Origin of the sequence: Rhizobium sp. BT03, from assembly GCF_030053155.1 — a bacterium.
Taxonomy (GTDB): Bacteria; Pseudomonadota; Alphaproteobacteria; order Rhizobiales; family Rhizobiaceae; genus Rhizobium.
Map to the genome: position 1 here is coordinate 285,567 of NZ_CP125642.1, position 18,114 is coordinate 303,680.

The window sequence follows — 18,114 nt, forward strand, 5'->3', positions numbered from 1 at the left end:
GTTTGAACTAATAGAGCGAGCGGGCGAGCCGTTCGGCCGCCTGATCGAGATTGAGACCGCTTTCGTCGGCGATCAGCGCATAGGCGACCTCGCCGATCTGCCAATAGGCGGCTTCTGCTTTCTCAAGCGCGAGATGGCTGACCGGCTTGACCTCGAAGGCGCCCGGGCGGACGGCGAAAAGCGACAGCCGCTTTCCATCCGACTGCTCGATCGCCATCTCGACGCTGGGGCCGAATTCGGACGGGAAGATCTGCACGTCGGCGACCTTCCAATCTCCAGGCAGTTCCGGCATCACGATCGCGGTGGCGGCGCGAATATCGTCGGCGCTGTAGGTGGCCGGCGTCTGCGGCGGCATCGATTGGCGTAGCGCCGCGGTCTGGTAGGCGCGGACGGCATCCTCGACATAGGCGGGTGCCGGCACCGATGCCGATACCTCGGTTGCCGAGAAAGCGCCGAAGGAATTATGCGCCACCCAGCCGGCGGTGACCAGAATACCGACAGCGGCAATGCGCTGCATGGAATGGAAGATGCGGCCATAGGAAAGACCGCGTTCCAGCCGGCGGGCGGCGTCGCGGGTCTCGGGGCGGCCGAAGGCGCTTTCGCCGGCAAGCGCCAGGCGCAACTCGCCCTTGACGCTGAGGTCGGCCATGACCTTGGCGGCAATCGCCGGATGGCCGGAAAGATAGGATTCCACCTGGATGCGGCGGGCGACATCGAGTTCGCCATCCACATAGGCGTCGAGATCGGCATCGAGGATGGGATCAATTGCTTTCATTGCCGTCCCCTCCAATCAGTCTCAGATGCGACTTGCGCGGTGTCTTCTCCTCGAATTCGCGCAATTGCGCGCGGGCGCGGGAGATGCGCGACATCAGCGTTCCCACAGGAATGCCGAGCGCATTGGCGGCTTCCTGGTAGGATAGGTCTTCGATCGCCACGAGATGCAGCGCCTCGCGCTGTTCCTCCGGCAGGTCGAAAAAGGCGTCGCGCACCTGCTGCAGGCGCACGGCATGTTCCTGCCCAGCGGGCAGCGACTGTTCGGCCTCGACAGCCGCCTCGTCATGGCGGCGCGTCAGCGACCGGTTCTGGCGCAGACGGTCGATATGAGCATTGTGCAGGATGGAGAGCAGCCAGGTGCGCAGATTGCCGCCGCTGCGGAAACTCTTTTTCTTCTCCAGTGCGCGCACCAGCGCATCATGCACCAGATCCTCAGCCTCGTCCGAATTGCGCACCAGCGAGCGAGCGTAGCGCCTCAGCGCTGCAAGCTGTCCGATGACGTCGAAGGGGCGGTCTTTGCGTTCCATGATTGAGTATACGCAAGCACGGCCGATTTTATTCCCGGCGGCGGTAAAAAAATCACGCTGGCCGCAGACGCCATCGCCGCAGCTTAAATCCGCGATTGTTTATGACAATTACATGACAGATCATGACGCCGCTGATTTGAAGGGGAAAATCAAGAATGAAGGAAAAGAAGCGGGTCTACGAAGCTCTCGTAGACGGCGCCATGGAAGGGCTGACGGATCAGGCGCTCTATGATTTCGTCAAGGCGCGTTGCCCAAACGCCACCAGCAAGAAGATCGTCCGGGCCTCGCTTCTCGCTCTCATCGACCCTCATCTCAGGGACCGCAATATTCTCGACGTGATCTACGCGCTTGCGATCAAGCATCGGCTGGATGACGGCGAAGACGGGCGGGCCCCATCCGCGCAGGCAGCCAACCAGAACATGCCGCAGCTTTCCTGAAGCTGCCGCCTGCATCTTTCGCGATGATCAGCCGCCGTCCGAAAGCCCTTCGAGGATCGGACAGTCCGGCCTGTCATTGCCGTGGCAGGCATGAACGAGATGCTCCAGCGTGCGCCGCAGGTCCGAGAGATCGCGGATCTTGCGGTCGATCTCGGCAAGTTTGGTCTCGGCGATCTCCTTGACGTCGGCGCTCGCGCGGGCTTTGTCCTCGTAGAGCGCCAGCAATTGCCGGCACTCCTCGACGGAAAAGCCGAGACCGCGCGACCGCTGCAGGAAGCGCAGCTTGTGAACATCGGTCGCGGCATAGTCGCGATAGCCGTTGCCGCCCCTTTCGGGGCGGATGAGGCCGATATCCTCGTAGTAGCGGATCGTCTTCGAAGGCAGACCTGAACGCTCCGATGCTTCGCCGATATTCATCGTCATCTCCTATAATTTTGCAAAGCGCAGTCTCAGTGCATTTGAGATCACCGAGACGGATGAGAGGCTCATCGCCGCCGCCGCGATCATCGGCGACAGCAGCAGCCCGAAGATCGGATAGAGCACGCCGGCGGCCACCGGCACGCCGAGCGCATTATAGCCGAAAGCGAAACCGAGATTCTGGCGGATGTTGCGCATCGTCGCCTCCGCCAGCCGCCGCGCCCTGACGATGCCGGTGAGATCGCCCTTTACCAGGGTGATGCCGGCGCTTTCCATTGCAACATCGGCGCCGGTGCCCATCGCGATGCCGACATCGGCGGCCGCAAGCGCCGGCGCATCGTTGACGCCGTCGCCGGCCATGGCGATGATGGCGCCCTTGGCGCGCAGTTCCTCGATCAGCGCGCTTTTGCCCTCCGGCAGCATGTCGGCGCGGACCTCGTCGATCCCCAGGCTTTTTGCCACCGCCCGCGCCGTGCGCTCATTGTCGCCCGTCGCCATGATGATCTTCAGGCCGCTGTCGTGCAGCGCCTTGATGGCGGCTTCCGTCGTCGGCTTGATCCGGTCGGCAACGGCGACCAGACCGGCAAGGGTGCCGTCGACGACGACGAACATCACCGTCTTGCCCTCGCCGCGCAGGGCTTCGGTCTTCTCGGCCAGCGCCGAAGGATCGATGCCGAGATCGGTAAGCATCGCCGCGTTGCCGAGCGCCACCATGGTGTCGCCGGCAAGACCCTGAACGCCCTTGCCGGTCTTGGCCTCGAAGCCGGTGACCTCGACGAAGGTGGCGCCGCGCTCCTCGGCGCCGGACACGATCGCTTCGGCCAGCGGATGTTCGGAGCCGCGCTCCAGGCTTGCCGCCAGCGACAGCAGCCGGTTCTCCTCGGTTTCACCGAAGGCGACGACGTCGGTAAGCTTCGGCTTTCCCTCGGTCAGCGTGCCTGTTTTGTCGACGATCAGCGTATCGACCTTGGAAAAGCGCTCCAGTGCTTCGGCGTCCTTGATCAGCACGCCTTCTCCAGCGCCGCGCCCCGTCGCGATCATGATCGACATCGGTGTCGCAAGGCCGAGTGCGCAGGGGCAGGCGATGATCAGGACGGCGACGGCGGCCAGCAGCGCATTGGCAAGGCTCGGCTCCGGGCCGACCGCTGCCCAGACGATGAAGGCAAGGATGGCCGCGGCGACGACCGCCGGCACGAAGAAGGCAGACACCCGGTCGACCGCACCCTGGATCGGCGCGCGCGAGCGCTGCGCCTTGGCGACCATGTCGACGATGCGCGACAGCACCGTCTCGGCGCCGACCTTCTCGGCCGACATGACGAGCGCGCCGTTCTTGTTGATCGTGCCGCCGGTCAGTCCGTCGCCTTTCGACTTCTCCACGGGCAGAGGCTCGCCTGTAATCATCGATTCGTCGACGGTCGACTGGCCCTCGAGGACGGAGCCATCCACCGGCACACGCTCGCCCGGGCGCACGCGCAGCCGGTCGCCGGTCTCAATCTCGTCCACCGGCACGTCACTCTCGCTGCCATCGGCACCAATGCGGCGTGCCGTCTTCGGCGCGAGATCGAGCAGCGCGCGGATCGCCGAACCGGTGCGCTCGCGTGCCTTCAATTCCAGCACCTGGCCGACGAATACGAGAGCGACGATGACGGCGGCCGCCTCGAAATAGATCGGCACGGCTGCGCCGTGGCCGCGGAAACTCATCGGGAAGATGCCGGGCGTAAGCGTGGCGACGAGGCTGTAGACATAGGCGGTGCCGACGCCGAGACCGATCAGGGTCCACATATTCGGGCTGCGGTTGACGAGGGAGGCCCAAGCGCGGCGGAAAAACGGCAAGGCCGCCCACAGCACGACCGGCGTTGCCAGCAGCAGTTCGATATAGGTCGCCTGCGGCTCGCCGATCATCTCCCGCAAAGGCAGGCCGAGCATCGGTCCCATGCCGAGAGCGAGCAGCGGCAGAGCAAGGATGGCGCTCACCCAAAGCCGTCTGGTGAAATCGACAAGTTCCGGGTTCGGGCCTTCGTCATTAGGCGGAATGCCCATCGGCTCGAGCGCCATGCCGCATTTCGGGCAGTCGCCGGGGCCGTCGCTGACGACCTCCGGATGCATCGGGCAGGTATAGAGCGTGCCCTTCGGCGCCGGCTTTGCCGGAGGGCGTTTGCCGTCGCGATAGGCTGCGGGATCGGCTTCGAGCTTTGTCCGGCAGCCGGCTGAGCAGAAATAGAATTTCTCGCCCTCGATTTTCAGAAAATGCTTCGCCGTCGAGCGATCGACGGTCATGCCGCAGACCGGATCCTTCGCGGTCAGGTAATCCTGCGGCGCGGCGGCAAACTTCGTCCGGCAGCCCTCCGAGCAGAAGTGATGGAGGCGGCCCGCATGATCGAGCGAAGGCTTGCCGGCCTCCGGATCGACAGTCATGCCGCAGACGGGGTCACGAATCGTGGCGTCGGCAGTCTTTTCCCCGCCATGGCCGCAACAGCTGTGATCGCCGGCATGGGCGTGGCCGTGATGATGATCGTGATCGTGTTTGATATTCATGACTGTCTCCTATGCCCGAGGGGCAGTTGGAGAGGCTTATCCACCTTCCAGCAACTGGAAGGTCAAGCGCTAATTTCGGCGACGCCGATTTTTCGAAGGCAACCGCTCTGTCGCCCGATCCTCAGATCGGGCTGATCAGCCCGACGGGCTGGCTGCCGAGCAACCCGGCGACCGCAATGCTGCCGCCGGGTTCGATCGTCTTGCCGGTTACCAGATCCGCCTTCAGCCCGTGAAGAGGGGAGGGGACGGCGATCGCCGTATCCTCCCAGAATTCCGGGCCGGCAAACAGCACGCCGGGGTCGAGCCAGCCGAACATCAGCCTGGGTGCAGCGACGATGGCGAAATTATCCTTGTGCACCCGGGCAAAAGCCAGCACGTGCTCGCGCCGGCCGCCCGTCACCTTCAGCGGCAGATAATCGCCTCTGGCAAAGAGCGCCGGTTGCCGCTGGCGCAGCTGCAGGCCGATCGCGATGATGCGCTGCTTCAAAGCTGCCGCCTGAAGCTTGGCGATCGGCCCTGCTTCATCAAGCCAGGCCGCCAGCCGCGCATGATCGGCCGGCCGGCGGTTATCGGGATCGACGAGGCTGAAATCGAATCCCTCGGAGCCTTGGTAGATGTCGGGAATGCCGGGCGCCGTCAGCTTGAGCAGCGTCTGCGACAGGCTGTTGAGGTAACCCGCCGCGATGAAGGGCTGCAGCACCGTTTCGAAATCTTCGAGGAAGGCGTCATTCTCCGGCGACACCAGCGCTGCCGCATAGGCCGCCACCGCTTCTTCGTAGGCGGCATCCTGCTCGATCCAACCGGTGTGGAGTTTGGCCTCGCGCACTGCCTTGACCGCGTAATCGGTGAAGCGCGCGCGAAGCTCTTCCGTCTGCCCTCGGTCGAAATCTTCCGGCCAGACGCCGGCCAGCGCCTGATAGAGCATCCATTCGACATTCGGCTCCGGCGCCGCACCATCCGGCAGGTCCCTCAGCCACGACCGGTTCATCTCACGCCAGCGCGCCACCGCCTGCCCGAAAACATCCGCGCCCTCGCTCAAGGCATAAAGTCTGGCGCGCGCATCCTCGCCGCGTTTGGTGTCGTGCGTGGCGCTGGCCGACAGGCCGTGCGGCTGCAGCCGCGCCCGCTCGGCCATGCGGCGATGGAATCCCTCCGGGCCGTCGGGCGTCTTGCCCGGTTCGCCGCCGACTTCATTTGCGGCAAGCAGCCTGTTGTAGCGGTAGAACAGCGTGTCCTCAGTCGCTTTGGCCATCACCGGCCCGCTCAATTGCTGAAAGCGGATCCGAAATTCGTGGGCCGCATCCCCTTCGACCTTGCCTTCGAGAAGCCTCAGCACATGATCGAGGGCACGCCGATCATCGAGCCGGGCCATGGCCTGCGATGCGGTTGCGGCAAGGACGGCTGAATCCTGCCAGGCGAGCGGACCGCCGTCGCCATAGGTGCGGTAGACGGGGAAGGCGATCAGCAGTTCGCTCAGCGCCGTGGCGAGCTCATCTCTGTTTATCTCCGGAAAGATCCCCGCGGCGATTGCTGCCAGCCTGCCAGTCTCGCCGGCGAAGTTGCGCTCGACCATCAGCCGCTTGGCAAGCCGCCGGCCCTCATCGAGATCGCCGGTCTCGCCGGCGAGGCTGCGATAGGCATCGTCCAATCTGCGCAGGCCGCCGCCGTCGATGAAGAGTTCGCTCAGCGCCGCGATGAATTCATATCCCGTGGTGCCCGCGACCGGCCAGCTCTCCGGCAGCACTTCGCCAGGCCCGAGGATCTTTTCCACGACGATATAGCTGTCCGGCCCGACTGCCGCCCTCAGCCGGTCGAGATAGGCCTTGGGTTCGGCGAGCCCATCGACATGGTCGATGCGCAGGCCCTGCACCTTGCCATGGCGCACCAGCTCGATCGTCAGCCGGTGCATGTCCTCGAACACGGAGGGATTTTCGACGCGGGTGCCGACCAGCCCGGTGACCTCGAAAAAACGGCGATAGCTCAGATGCCGTGCCGCCTCCTTCCAATGGGTGAGCCGCCAATGCTGTCCCTCATGCAGGCTTTCGAGGAAATCGCGATCGGCCGAGATATCCTCGAGCTTTTGCCGGAGCACGGCGCGGTCACCGCCTTCGAACAGGATGTCGCGCATGGCGCGGGCAAAGTCCTCGCCCGACGTGACGGCTGCGGCCTCCGCCATTCTCGTTGCCACCGGATCGTCGAGCCGGTTTGCGATCGCGCCGTAACTGCTGGGGTTGAGCGGCAGCAGCGTCTCGAAATAGCCGAAGGCGAAGTTGCCATGCGTTTCGTCGAGCGCGATCCGCAGCTCGCCAGCGGCGAGCGCCGCAGCGAAATCTTGGCCGAGCTGCGGCAGGGTCAGCGGCTCGTTCCAGTCGATGTCGAAGTGGCCGGCATAGGCGCTCTGCCGGCCGAACGCCAGCACGTCGCGCCACCAGCCGTTCTCAGGCGAGGCGGCCATGTGGTTCGGGACGATATCGAGGATGAGGCCCATGCCCGCCGCGGCGAGGCTTTCCGTCAGCCGCTCGAACCCCGCCCGGCCGCCGAGCGCCGGATCGATGTCGTTGGCGTCGATGACGTCATAGCCGTGGGTCGAGCCGCTGACGGCGGTGAAGATCGGTGAGGCATAGAGGTGGCTGATGCCGAGTGTCTTGAGGTAGGGAATGAGGCCGCAGGCGCGATCGAAGGTCATGCCGTTGCGGAATTGTATCCGGTAGGTCGCGGTCGGAAGGGTCATGAGGCCGTCTGACGTTGGAGGAAGCCTCTACCCAACGGTTGTGTCAGGGTTTTGGTTCCCTCACAGCGCCGCGCGTCTTTTGAGACGCGCAAAGGACGCTGTAACATTTTTGAATCTACGCATCGTGCTAGTCGATGAAAACGCCGACACTGGCGGCGCGTCCGGCCGAGTCGATAACGGTCAGTTTCGAGTAGCCGCCGCCGTCGGGCAGCCATTGCTGGGTGCGGCGGCGGGAGAGGTCTGGCAGCGGCCTGCCGTTGGCAAGCCAGCGGAAGGGCGCGCGGCCGCCCTGCAGTTTCAGCATCAGCGGCGACAGGTCGCCGGCGCCTGCGCCGAGATCGATATGGGCGCCCTCGGGCGGATAGACGATCTGAGGCGCGGGTTCGCGGCCGGAGGCAACGAGCAGGCCGCTGGCGTTCAACGCAAAACGCCGCTGGCTGATCGGCAGCTCGGACTGGGCGATACGCACGGCGCCGGCGGGCGGGCGGGGCAGCGGCGTCGTCGCGATGCCGGATTTGGCAAAACCTTCGAACAGGATGGGGGCGGCGGTGCCATAGCCGGTCAAGCCGGGCACGGCGCTGTTATCGGGCCGCCCGACCCAGACGCCGAGCACATAACGCCCGTCATAGCCGACCGACCAGGCGTCGCGGTAGCCATAGCTCGTGCCGGTCTTGTAGGCGATGCCGCGCTGCGGCGCGCCGGCAGGCGGAATGACGCCGGAGAGAATATCGGCAATGTTCCAGACCGCGACCGGCTCCAAAAGCGGTTCACCGTCGAGCTTGCCCGGTGTGCCGGTGATGCCGTCGCCAAGCCTTGCCGGCTGACCGCGATTGGCGAGTGCGGTATAGAGCTGCACCAGATCCTTCAGCGTGATGCCGACGCCGCCGAGACCGATCGCCAGCCCCGGCGTCTCGTTCGGCGGCAGAGCCGGGCGCACGTCGGCGCGGCGGAAGCGCACCAGCAGCCGCGATGGCCCGACGGCGTCGAGCAGTTTGACGGCCGGCACATTCAAGGAGAGTTGCAGGGCCTCGCGCACGGTGACGTCGCCCTGATAGCTCATGTCGAAATTGCGCGGCCGGTAGCCGAAGAAATCGGCCGGCCGGTCCTCGATGATCGTCTCCTGGGAGACGAGGCCCTGTTCGAAGGCGAGCCCGTAGATGAAGGGCTTCAGCGTCGAGCCCGGTGAGCGGTTGACGCGGGTCATATCGATCCAGCCGGAGCGGCTGGCGTCGAAATAATCGGCCGAGCCGACCTCGCCGACGATGGCGCCGGTCTGGGCATCGGCCATCACCATGGCAAGCGAAAGCTTCGGCCCGAGTTTCATCGCCGCGGCTCGGGCGACCGCTTCCAGCCCCTGCTGCACCTGCTTTTTCAGTGTCGTCTGGTGCTTGAGGACATCCGGCTGCTTGCGCAGCGCGGCTTCGGCGACATGGGCGGCGAGCGCCGGCAATTGCATGCGTCGCATCGGGACAGCGACAGCCTCGGCCCGCTCGGCTTCGCCCTCTCCGACGGCCTCGGCCACCGCGGCGCGCTCGAGCACGCGTTTGCGCGCCTCTTTCGCCGCCTGGAGATTGCGGTCCGGCCGGCGCCGTTCCGGCAATTGCGGCAGGGCGACGAGCAGGGCGGCTTCGGCGACGGTCAGGCGGCGCGGCTCCTTGCCGAAATAGGCAAGGCTTGCGGCCCGCACGCCTTCCAGATTGCCGCCATAGGGGGCATGGGTGAGATAGAGGTCGAGGATCTGCTCCTTCGACAGCCGCCGCTCGATCTGCACGGCGCGCGCCAGCTGCAGCAGTTTTGCCGAAAGCGAGCGCCCTGCGCGCGGCTCGATCAGCCGTGCCACCTGCATCGACAGCGTTGAGGCGCCGGAGACGATGCGGCCGTTGCGGATGAATTGCGTGGCGGCCCGCCCGAGCGCCCAGGCATCGACGCCGCCGTGATCGTAGAAACGCTGATCCTCATAGGCGATCAGCATACGCAGGAATTGCGGATCGACGTCGGCAACCGTGGTCTTCAGCCGCCAGCGGCCTTCCGAGGCCGCAAAGGCGCGCAGCAATTGCCCGTCGGCATCGAGCACTTCGGCGGAGACCACATCCGCTTTGTCGAGCGGCGGCGGAAAGGCCTTGTCGGCGGCATCGAGCGCGAAGAGGGCCGCGCCGGCAAGGATGATGCCGGCGGCGGACCCGATCGCAAACTTGCGCCACAGCCTCATTGTTGTGCTGCCACGACCTCCATCTTGCCGGTCGCGGTGCGGGCCGAGAGCTCCGGACGGTACATGTCCTCGACGCTTGCGGCCGGATGGTCGTAGGTGCCGGGGGTGACGGCGCGCACGACATAGGCGACGTTGAATTCGCGGTTGTCGCCCGCCGCGCGGTTGAAGGCGGCGACGAAACGATCATAGCGGAATTCGGTATGGGCGGTGGAGATCTCGCCGATCCAGTCGAAGTTCGTCATCTGGGCGCTGTCGACGAGGTTCGGATTGTCGATCTCGAAGCCGGCCGGCAGCAGGTCGGTAATGACGATGCGCGATGGCCAGTCATTGCTTTCGCGGACATGGATGACGACGACGTAGCGTTCGTTCTGCTTGGCCTCGCTGACATTCGCCTCTTCGCCGTCGAGCGTGTAATAGCTGCGCTCGATGAGGAAGCCGTCGCCGCCGGCCGGCAGCGGCACGGTCGGGGCGGCAACGGTGGTGACAATGGCCGAGACCGTGTCGTTCGTCTGGTTGGTCAGCGTCAGCGGATGATCGGCGAGCGCATCGCCGGTCATGCGGGCCATATAGGCGCCGGTATGGGCCGCGCCGTTGACGTCGACCTTCAACCCGTCATCGCCGCCCTGAATGGCGCGTGCGGCAAGCAGCATCCAGGCTTCTTCCTGGGTGCTCTTGTATTTGCTGCGCTGCCATTCCTTGGCGACGGCCTTGGCGAGATCCGGGACGACGGGCGGCACCGGCCGGCTTTCGGCGGCGAGCGCCAGGATCGCCGCGCCGTCGCGCAGGATCGTGCCGTAATCGGTACGCGACAGGTTCACGCGCGATACCATCGATTGCTGCGACATCTGCAGCGCGTCGAGGAATATGTTCTTCGAACGCTGGGCATCGCCGTAGAGCGCCAGTGCTGCGGCGATATGCGCCTTGGCAAGCGGCGTCGGGAAGTCGTTGATCATCGTATCGGCATAATAGCGCAGATCGCTGATCGCCGCCTTCTTGTTGCGGGCAAGGACATAGATGGCATAGGCGATCTGGTCGCCCTGGCCCTTGATGTCGGTGGTGTAGGAGAGGGTGTTCTGCAGGTTTTCGAGCGCCTGCACGAAGGCCCTTTCCGGCACGTCGTATTTCATTTCGCGAGCCCGCGTCAGGAAATCGGTGACGTAGGAATCCAGCCAGACGTCGCCCGAATCCGGTCCCCAGAGGCCGAAGCTGCCGGCCGAGGCCTGGTAGGAGAGCACGCGGTAGATCGCATCCTGCACACGCTTATGCACATCGTCGTCGTTTGCGATGCCGGCCTGCTTCGCCACTTCGGCGAGGTAGAGCAGCGGCAGCGCCCGGCTGGTGGTCTGCTCTGCGCAGCCGAAGGGATAACGGTCGAGCGTCATCAGCAGTGCCGGAATATCGAAGGCGGCCGAACGGGTGACGTTGACGCTGATGGCAGCACCCGGCAGCACGCTGTCGGCGAGCAGGTTCTTGTCGACGGTAAGCTTTGCCCCGGGCTTCAGCGCCAGCACCCTGCGTTCGGTGATCGGCAGGGATGACGGGCGCACCGGCACGTCGACGGTCTGGTCGAGCGACAGGCCGGAAGCATCCGAGAGGTTGATCGAGACGCTGCCGGCGCCAGGCTGTTTGCCGATGAGCGACAGCGTCAGCTCGGATTTCGCCCCGGCTTCGAGGCGGATCGTCTGCGCAGCGGAGGCCTGTTCGATGCCGACCGCGTCGTTACCGGTCAGCTGCAGCTTGTAATCGCCGGCCGGCGCATCGGTGTTGGCGATGTCGAGGCGCAGATTGGCCTTGTCGCCGGGGGCGAGGAATTTCGGCAGGCTGGCCGTGACGACGACCGGATCGCGGATGATGACATCCTTGACGCCGTGGCCGACACCGGATTTCGACCATGCCACAGCCATGACGCGGGCCGTGCCGTTGAATTGCGGAATATCGAAGGAGACATTGGCCTTGCCTTCGGCGTCGAGCTTCACCGGACCGGAGAAGAAGGCGACGAGCTTCTGTGTCGGCGGGCTCGACTGCAGCGCAATGGCGCCGCCGTCGCCGCCGGTCCTGAGCTTGCCGGTCGCACCCAGCGAGCCGTCGATCAGGCGGCCATAAAGGTCGCGGATTTCAAGGCCGAGCTGGCGCTGGCCGAAATACCAATCCTCAGGGTTCGGCGGTTCGTAGCGCGTCAGGTTGAGAATGCCGACATCGACGGCGGCAACCGTGACATAGGCATCCTCATTGGCGCCGGCACCGGCCACCTGCAGACCGATATTCAACGGCCCGCGCGGCAGCATTTTTTCCGGCGTGTCGAGCTTGACCTGCAGCGCCCGCTGCTCGGGATCGACCTTCAGCCATTGGATGCCGATCGAGCGCATCGGCATGTGGCTGTCCTGGGCGTCGCCGGGACGGAAGAGCGTGGCGGTGACATAAGCGCCGGCGCCCCAGTCCGCGGTGACGGGGATGTCGAGCTCGCCGCCGGTCTCGCCGATCGTGGCGTTCTGCACCGCGACCAGCTTTTCGGTTCCGGCCGTCACCATCAGCTCGCCGCCATAACGCGAGGTGACTTTCAGCTTGGCGGTGTCGCCGACCTTGTAGCTGTCCTTGTCGAGGGCGATTTCCAGCCCGTCCGGTGTTTCGGTCGAGGTCGAGGTCACGAACCAGCCGGCGTCGAATTCGACGCTGGAGGTCGGGCCGTCGGCATCCGGGCTTTCCACTTCGAGGCGATAGCGGCCCCAGGTGACCGGCACGGAGATCTTGCCGCCGTCGGTCGTCGCGTCGACGCTGCCGTTGGAAATCTGCTCGGCGGTGTAGACCGGCTCGTATTTCCAGGCCGTTCCCTCGCGATACCACTGATATTGGCGGTTGAGGCTGTAGAATTTCCAGCGCAGGCCCTTGGTCTCCTGCTTCTCGCCGTCGGCGTTGACGCCGATCACCGTGAAATTGGCGATCGAATTCTCGGGCAGCTCGTCGGAAAATTCCGGCTTGATGCCGATCGAAGCGCGGTCATTCTTCACCGGAAGGATCAGCGAACGCTCGATGGCGCGGCCGCCGGCTTCCTGCATGCTGATATAGACGGTGGCGTTGAGCAGCTGGGTCGTTGCCGGCAGCTCGCCGATGGTGAGATCGGTCGAGGCTTGCCCGTTCTCGTCGAGTTCCGGCAGGCCTTCGATCGGCAGGCGCGAATCTTCGCTGGCCTCCTCGTCGGCAAGCCCGAAGAGGAAGCCCTTATAGGCGGCGCTCTCGCGCGTCGGCTTGACGACGACATTGCCCTCAAGCGTCAGGCCGGCGGCCGGCGCGCCATAGAGATATTTGCCGGAAACATTGATCGTCGCCGGCAGATCCGGGCCGATTTCCTTGGCTTCGGTCTTGATCTCCATGTCGGTGCGATCCGGCACGAAATCGTCGACCAGGAAACTCTTGCTGGCGATCGCGCTGCCTTTGGGGTCGGTATAGATGTTCATCGTCCAGGTGCCGCGCATGGCGTTTTCCTGGGTGGCGAAATCGACGCTGTAACCGCCGAGATTGCTGGTCTGGCTGACGATCCGCCGGTCTTCGACGCCATCGGGACGGCTGAAGATGAAGGTGAGCGGCAGGTTCTCGATAGCGTTGCCGTCGGTATCGCGGGCAAGCGCCTGGGCATGCACCGTCTCGCCGGCGCGGTAGATGCCGCGTTCGGTGAAGGTCAGGACGTCGATCGCGCCGGGTGCGGCACGGCCGGTGACGCCGCGGTCGGAGAGGTCGAAGCCGGCCCGCGTCATGTCGAGGAAGACGTAGTCCGAGGTGCCGTTCTTGGCGGTTATGACGGCGGGCGTCAGCGCCGCCGTGCCGCGGATCAGGCCGGCGGTGAAGGTGGCGCGGCCGTTTTCGTCTGTGGTCGCGGTGCCGAGTACTTCATTGTTCTTGGCCAGCAGCTGCAGCTCGACGCCCGCGATCGGCTTGGCCGAAGCGAGCGAACGGGTGAAGACGTTGAGCCCGTCCGTGCCGGCATAGGTGGTGATGCCGATATCGGAGACGAGGAACCATTGCGTCGCCTGCGAATCCCACTCCTGCGCCGGGGCGTTCGGCGCCGTCGCGGTCAGCACGTAGATGCCGGGCTTGCGCTGCGGCAGCGCCTCGTCGACCGGGAAGCTGGTGACGATGTCCTTGTTGAGCTCGTTGGCGATGTCGATCGAGCCCTGCCAGACGAGCTCGCCGTTCTGATCCTGGATGTTTTGGGCGCTGTAGCCGTCGAGCTGGCTGAGGAACTGCGAATTGGTCAGGAGCGGCGCAATGGCGCGATCGCCGATGCGGTAGAGCTTGAGGTTGGCAGAGGCGAGGTTGACCGAGACGATCGGGATGCCGCGGCGCGCCGTCGAGGGCAGCACGAAGCTGTCGCCGGTGAAGCGCACCATCTGGCTGCGGTCCTTGATATAGACGTCGATGCTGACCGGTGCTTCGAGCGCCTCATCGACGGATGACGGCAAGCCGGTGCGGAAGGCGATCTTGTAGGTCTCGCCATGGGTCAGCCCCTCGACGCAAATCTGCTTGTCCTTGGTTTCGAGCGCCTTGGGGGCGGCGCCGTTCAGCGTCACGAAGGGCGTGTAGTCGGTGGTCTTGACGAGTGCCTCGGAGAAGCTGACGCAGGCCCGCGGCGTGGCGCTGTCGGCATCGACCGTGTGTTCGGTGATGCGGAATCCTTGCGTCGATTTCAGCTGCAGATAGGCCGCCTGCACATCGTCGGAGGCGACCAGCGCCAGGCTGGCCTTGTAGGCGTAAAGGGCAGGGCGGTAATTGGCGTTTCGGTCCAGGGCGTCGGCCAGCACGGCGAGTGCCTCGGCGCGCTTGGGCTTGGTGCGCGTCAGCTCGTAGCCATTCAGCGCGTCGAGCACGGCCTGGCCGCTCGTGCCGGTCTGGGCGCTGCCGAGCGAAGCGGCGGCGCGGGCGGTTTCGAGCCAGAGATCGGCATCATCGGGGGTGATCGACAGCGCGCCATGGAAGGCGATCAGCGCGTCGACCAGATTGTTGGCGGTCATGTCGAGACGGGCATTGGCCGTCAGGCTGTCGACGCCCTGGCCCTGCTGGGCGTCGGTCAGCGCAAGATTATCCTTGAAGTCGTGGGCCTGCTGGATGAGGTCATTGCTCAGGAAGGTCAGGCGCGGCGCGGCGCCGAGATCCGGTTCCTTCTGGGCGGCGGTTTCGACGATCTTGCCGGCAATGGCGCCGGGGAAGGCGTTCATCGTCTTGAAATCGGATTTCAGGAAGCACCATTTCACCTTGGGATTGTAGGTAAAGGCCTTGCAGCTCTTATCGCCGATGCAGGAGGTCTTGCACTGATCGAGCGAGACGTTCTGCTCGGTGCGAAGATCGAAGCCGAAGAAATCGGCGTCCTTGATCGTCTGGATGTCGCGCTTGGTCTCCGCAGCCGCGGCTGGAAAACTGGCGGCGATCGTGGAAAAAAATGCAATAGTGGCGAAAGCAAAGAACGAGCGCACGGACATAGGTTCCCCCCAAGGATACAGGCGATGCTGGCTCTGACCGGCGGCACTCTCGTCACTCTACGCGAGATTGTCAACTCGACTCGCGCGCTGTTTCGTCTTCGTACAGAAGCTTTCGTCCGGCTGTCACATCGGCGTGAGTGACCGCCTTGTGATTTGCGGCTTTTGCAAGGATGAGCAAGGATTTGGGCCATCGCTGGAGGTAGTGCCATGTTCACGTCTTGCCGCCGCAGGAGCCTCGCCGCACTCCTGGCAGCCACAATTTTCTCAATCTGTGCGGGTGCCGCTGGCGCGGCCGAAGATGCCGTCGTCATCCCGCCGCCCGACGTTGACGAAGCCGGCGGGTCCGGCACCGAGACCGCCATTTTCGCCGGCGGCTGTTTCTGGGGTGTGCAGGGCGTCTTCCAGCACGTCAAAGGCGTCAAGAGCGCCGTCTCCGGTTATGCCGGCGGCGAGGCCAAAACGGCGCAGTACGAAACCGTCAGCACCGGTGCGACAGGACATGCCGAATCCGTCGAGGTGAAATTCGATCCCAAAGAGGTCAGCTACGGCAGGTTGCTGCAGATCTTCTTTTCGGTGGCGCATAACCCGACGCAGCTGAATTTCCAGGGCCCGGATCAGGGCACGCAGTATCGCTCGGCGCTGTTCGTCACCGATGCCGGGCAGCGTAAGATCGCCGAGCGCTATATCGGCCAGCTCGACAAGGCGCATGTCTTCGCCCAGCCGATCGTCACCAAAGTGTCCGACGCCACCGGTTTCTATCCGGCCGAGGCCTATCATCAGGATTTCCTGACGCTCAATCCGACCTATCCCTATATCGTCTACAACGACCTGCCGAAAATCGAGAACCTGAAGTCGCTGTTTCCCGCCGATTATCGCAGCCAGCCGGTCCTCGTCAGGAAAGGCTCCAAGGGCTGATTACCCGTCAGGGCAGGATGTCGATGGGCGTATGATCGGGGACGCGAGCCCAGATATCGCGCATCTCAGCATTGGTGACGGCAATGCAGCCATCGGTCCAATCCCACAGCCGATGGGCTTGCCGGAACAGGCCCCAGCCGTTCGGAAGCCCGTGGATCATGATATTGCCGCCGGGCGGAAAGCCGTTGGATTCGGCATTGCGCCGGTCTTCAGGGCCTGGATAGGAAATATGCAGGCTGAGATGCGCCATCGACTTGGGATTGCGCCAGTCGATTTCATAACGCCCTTCCGGCGTTTTTTCGTCGCCTTCCCGTTGCTTGGGACCGGCATCGGCAGCCTGCCCCAGGGAAATCCGATAGGTCGAAATCGGAACATCCCCTTTGAGAAGGACCATGCGCCGCTCGGATTTATAAACGCGGATGAGGTCGGCCTGTTGCGCGGGCGGCGCATCCGGAGGCGGCGAGCCCGAGCCGATCCTTGCCATCAATTTCGTATAGGCGAACAGGCTGACGATCACGATGGCCAGGACGATAAGTTTGGTTTTCAATGTGCGCCCCGATCTTCAAGCCAATGGAATAACCATATCGTGTCATTGCGCCTTCATCCAGAAGCTGCGCGCTTGAGATTGACCACAATTTAGCGCCGGTTTTGCTTTGCCGGCTTTCTTGTTAAAAATTTACCAACGTTAACAATGTCTTAATTGAGAAAAATCGCGTTCCACCGCGGAACATATCGTCAAGTTGCCCGTTACGACAAGGAGTTTCGCGCAGGGACAGCTGCCGGAGCGGATGCCTCTTTCGAAGTATGTGCGTAACAAGGGGACGTATCATGGCCACCAATGTCGTGCGGCGCTGGCAACGAGATGATCTCATGAGACAGAGAGTATTGATCGTCGAAGATGAATTCCTCATCGCCCTGGATCTCGGGGCGACGGTGGAAGGCATGGGCATGCAGGTGGCAGGCCTTGCGAGCGATCGCGAACAGGCGCTGCGGCTGGCGCCGCTTGCCGATATCGCCTTCGTCGACGTCAATCTCGCCGACGGCCCGACCGGGCCCGAGATCGGCCGGCGGCTGGCGCAGGAGCATGGCATTGCGGTGGTCTTCATGACCGGCAATCCGGAGGTCGTCGCCGATGGCGTCAAGGGCGCGGTCGGGGTGGTGCAGAAGCCGGTCATGCCCTCCGTCGTCCAGCAACTGGTGAATTACCTTGCCGCGCGCCGCGTCGGCATGTTCGCGGTCGTGCCCGCGCAGATGACGGTCTTTGCCTGATCAGCCCGTTGTGGCCGCAAGCTCCGGCGGACGGGCGGCATTATCTGCGGCCGGCCTGCCATAGGCCCTGAGAAATGTGCGGACGGCATTGCGCGCCGCCTTCTCCAGCTCTTCGTCGGTCGGCGTACCGCCGAACAGCGTCATCATCTGCATGTCGGCATTGGCGAGCGCCACGAACTGCCGGGCGGCGACGTCGAAATCGTCGATGATGAGCGCGCCCGTGTGAGCGAGCCGCGCGAGGAGCGCGGAAAGGGCGGTGGTCAGTTTGCCCGGGCCCTGCTGACGCCAGCTTTCGAACAGGTGCGGATAGCGCTCACCCTCGGTCTGCACCAGCTTGCGCAGGAATTTTCCGTCGTGATTGCAGATGCAGTTCTTGTTGAGGCGCACGGCAAAAGCCGTCAGCCCGTCCTCCAGATTGTCGGTATTCTCGGGGAAGCTCGACAGCACGGAGAAGAGCATGGCGTTGGCGCGGTTCATGACGTCCTCGACGACGGCGACGAACAGCGTTTCCTTCTCGCGGTAGTGATTGTAGATCGTCTGGCGGGAGACGCAGGCGACGGCGGCGATCTCGTCGATACTGGCACCGGCAAAACCCTGGCGGCAGAAGACGTCGGCGGCGGCATCGAGGATCGACATGCGCTTGGCGCATTGTCCGCGCTGCGTATGCCCTCCCATCCGGATTGCCGGTGTCATGCGATCTTTCATGGCGACGAAGATAAGACGTCTTGACGTTTTAGACAATGGTGTCTAATTTTACATCCGTGTCCAAATTTATTGACACGCCTGATTTCGCCGCTGGAGATATGAGCTCCCAACTTCGTCTCCGCGCGAA

General features: G+C 64.1%; 12 protein-coding genes. 3 read left to right on the plus strand and 9 right to left on the minus strand.

What is annotated here, in order from left to right; all coding sequences use genetic code 11:
* Window positions 1-7: 7 nt before the first annotated feature.
* Together QMO80_RS26115 and QMO80_RS26120 are read right to left on the minus strand one after the other, a co-directional pair.
* The gene (locus QMO80_RS26115; protein WP_283200804.1) at window positions 8-775 is read right to left on the minus strand and encodes an anti-sigma factor; all 768 of its coding nucleotides are present in this window, start codon (window positions 773-775) and stop codon (window positions 8-10) included.
* Window positions 762-1,301, minus strand: a complete 540-nt coding sequence (locus QMO80_RS26120) for a sigma-70 family RNA polymerase sigma factor (RefSeq protein ID WP_283200805.1) — start codon at window positions 1,299-1,301, stop codon at window positions 762-764. The genes QMO80_RS26115 and QMO80_RS26120 overlap by 14 nt, the downstream gene beginning before the upstream one ends.
* A 155-nt stretch (window positions 1,302-1,456) precedes the next feature.
* Here QMO80_RS26120 and QMO80_RS26125 point away from each other — a divergent pair, with 155 nt between their 5' ends.
* Window positions 1,457-1,738, plus strand: coding sequence for a hypothetical protein (locus QMO80_RS26125; RefSeq protein ID WP_064842889.1), 282 nt, complete (start codon window positions 1,457-1,459; stop codon window positions 1,736-1,738).
* Between the two features lie 27 nt (window positions 1,739-1,765).
* Here the strand turns inward: QMO80_RS26125 and cueR are convergent, their stop codons facing one another.
* The 5 genes from cueR to QMO80_RS26150 form a co-directional block, all read right to left on the minus strand.
* Window positions 1,766-2,155: a Cu(I)-responsive transcriptional regulator gene (cueR, locus tag QMO80_RS26130; RefSeq protein WP_116276478.1), complete on the minus strand. Its 390-nt coding sequence runs from the start codon at window positions 2,153-2,155 to the stop codon at window positions 1,766-1,768.
* A 9-nt stretch (window positions 2,156-2,164) separates the two neighbouring features.
* Complete coding sequence (locus QMO80_RS26135; protein WP_283200806.1) at window positions 2,165-4,690, minus strand: heavy metal translocating P-type ATPase; 2,526 nt, start codon at window positions 4,688-4,690, stop codon at window positions 2,165-2,167.
* Between the two features lie 121 nt (window positions 4,691-4,811).
* Window positions 4,812-7,421, minus strand: coding sequence for a malto-oligosyltrehalose synthase (gene treY, locus QMO80_RS26140; protein ID WP_283200807.1), 2,610 nt, complete (start codon window positions 7,419-7,421; stop codon window positions 4,812-4,814).
* Window positions 7,422-7,548: 127 nt separating this feature from the next.
* Window positions 7,549-9,630 (minus strand): penicillin-binding protein 1C, encoded by a 2,082-nt coding sequence (gene pbpC, locus QMO80_RS26145; RefSeq protein WP_283200808.1) that lies wholly within the window; start codon window positions 9,628-9,630, stop codon window positions 7,549-7,551.
* A complete protein-coding gene (locus QMO80_RS26150) occupies window positions 9,627-15,098 on the minus strand; it encodes an alpha-2-macroglobulin family protein (protein WP_283200809.1) in 5,472 nt (1,823 codons plus the stop codon). Before QMO80_RS26150 ends, pbpC begins: the two co-directional genes overlap by 4 nt.
* Window positions 15,099-15,305: 207 nt before the next feature.
* Between QMO80_RS26150 and msrA the strand changes: the two genes are divergently transcribed.
* Window positions 15,306-16,013 carry a peptide-methionine (S)-S-oxide reductase MsrA gene (gene msrA / locus QMO80_RS26155; RefSeq protein ID WP_283200810.1) on the plus strand — a complete coding sequence of 236 codons (708 nt, stop codon included), beginning with the start codon at window positions 15,306-15,308 and terminating at the stop codon, window positions 16,011-16,013.
* A gap of 7 nt (window positions 16,014-16,020) precedes the next feature.
* On the opposite strand, the gene QMO80_RS26160 is transcribed toward msrA, so the two are convergent.
* Window positions 16,021-16,560, minus strand: a complete 540-nt coding sequence (locus QMO80_RS26160; RefSeq protein WP_283200811.1) for a murein L,D-transpeptidase family protein — start codon at window positions 16,558-16,560, stop codon at window positions 16,021-16,023.
* A 281-nt stretch (window positions 16,561-16,841) separates the two neighbouring features.
* Between QMO80_RS26160 and QMO80_RS26165 the strand changes: the two genes are divergently transcribed.
* Window positions 16,842-17,282, plus strand: a complete 441-nt coding sequence (locus QMO80_RS26165) for a response regulator (protein WP_283200812.1) — start codon at window positions 16,842-16,844, stop codon at window positions 17,280-17,282.
* On the opposite strand, the gene QMO80_RS26170 is transcribed toward QMO80_RS26165, so the two are convergent.
* Complete coding sequence (locus QMO80_RS26170) at window positions 17,283-18,023, minus strand: TetR/AcrR family transcriptional regulator (protein WP_283200813.1); 741 nt, start codon at window positions 18,021-18,023, stop codon at window positions 17,283-17,285.
* Between the last annotated feature and the right edge of the window lie 91 nt (window positions 18,024-18,114).

Bases quoted from the DNA above. Each gene is read 5' to 3' on its own strand.
- msrA (WP_283200810.1), top strand. From the start codon at position 15,306: ATGTTCACGTCTTGCCGCCGCAGGAGCCTCGCCGCACTCCTGGCAGCC.
- QMO80_RS26165 (WP_283200812.1), top strand. From the start codon at position 16,842: ATGGCCACCAATGTCGTGCGGCGCTGGCAACGAGATGATCTCATGAGA.
- pbpC (WP_283200808.1), bottom strand. From the start codon at position 9,630: ATGAGGCTGTGGCGCAAGTTTGCGATCGGGTCCGCCGCCGGCATCATC.
- QMO80_RS26150 (WP_283200809.1), bottom strand. From the start codon at position 15,098: ATGTCCGTGCGCTCGTTCTTTGCTTTCGCCACTATTGCATTTTTTTCC.
- treY (WP_283200807.1), bottom strand. From the start codon at position 7,421: ATGACCCTTCCGACCGCGACCTACCGGATACAATTCCGCAACGGCATG.
- cueR (WP_116276478.1), bottom strand. From the start codon at position 2,155: ATGAATATCGGCGAAGCATCGGAGCGTTCAGGTCTGCCTTCGAAGACG.
- QMO80_RS26125 (WP_064842889.1), top strand. From the start codon at position 1,457: ATGAAGGAAAAGAAGCGGGTCTACGAAGCTCTCGTAGACGGCGCCATG.
- QMO80_RS26120 (WP_283200805.1), bottom strand. From the start codon at position 1,301: ATGGAACGCAAAGACCGCCCCTTCGACGTCATCGGACAGCTTGCAGCG.
- QMO80_RS26115 (WP_283200804.1), bottom strand. From the start codon at position 775: ATGAAAGCAATTGATCCCATCCTCGATGCCGATCTCGACGCCTATGTG.
- QMO80_RS26135 (WP_283200806.1), bottom strand. From the start codon at position 4,690: ATGAATATCAAACACGATCACGATCATCATCACGGCCACGCCCATGCC.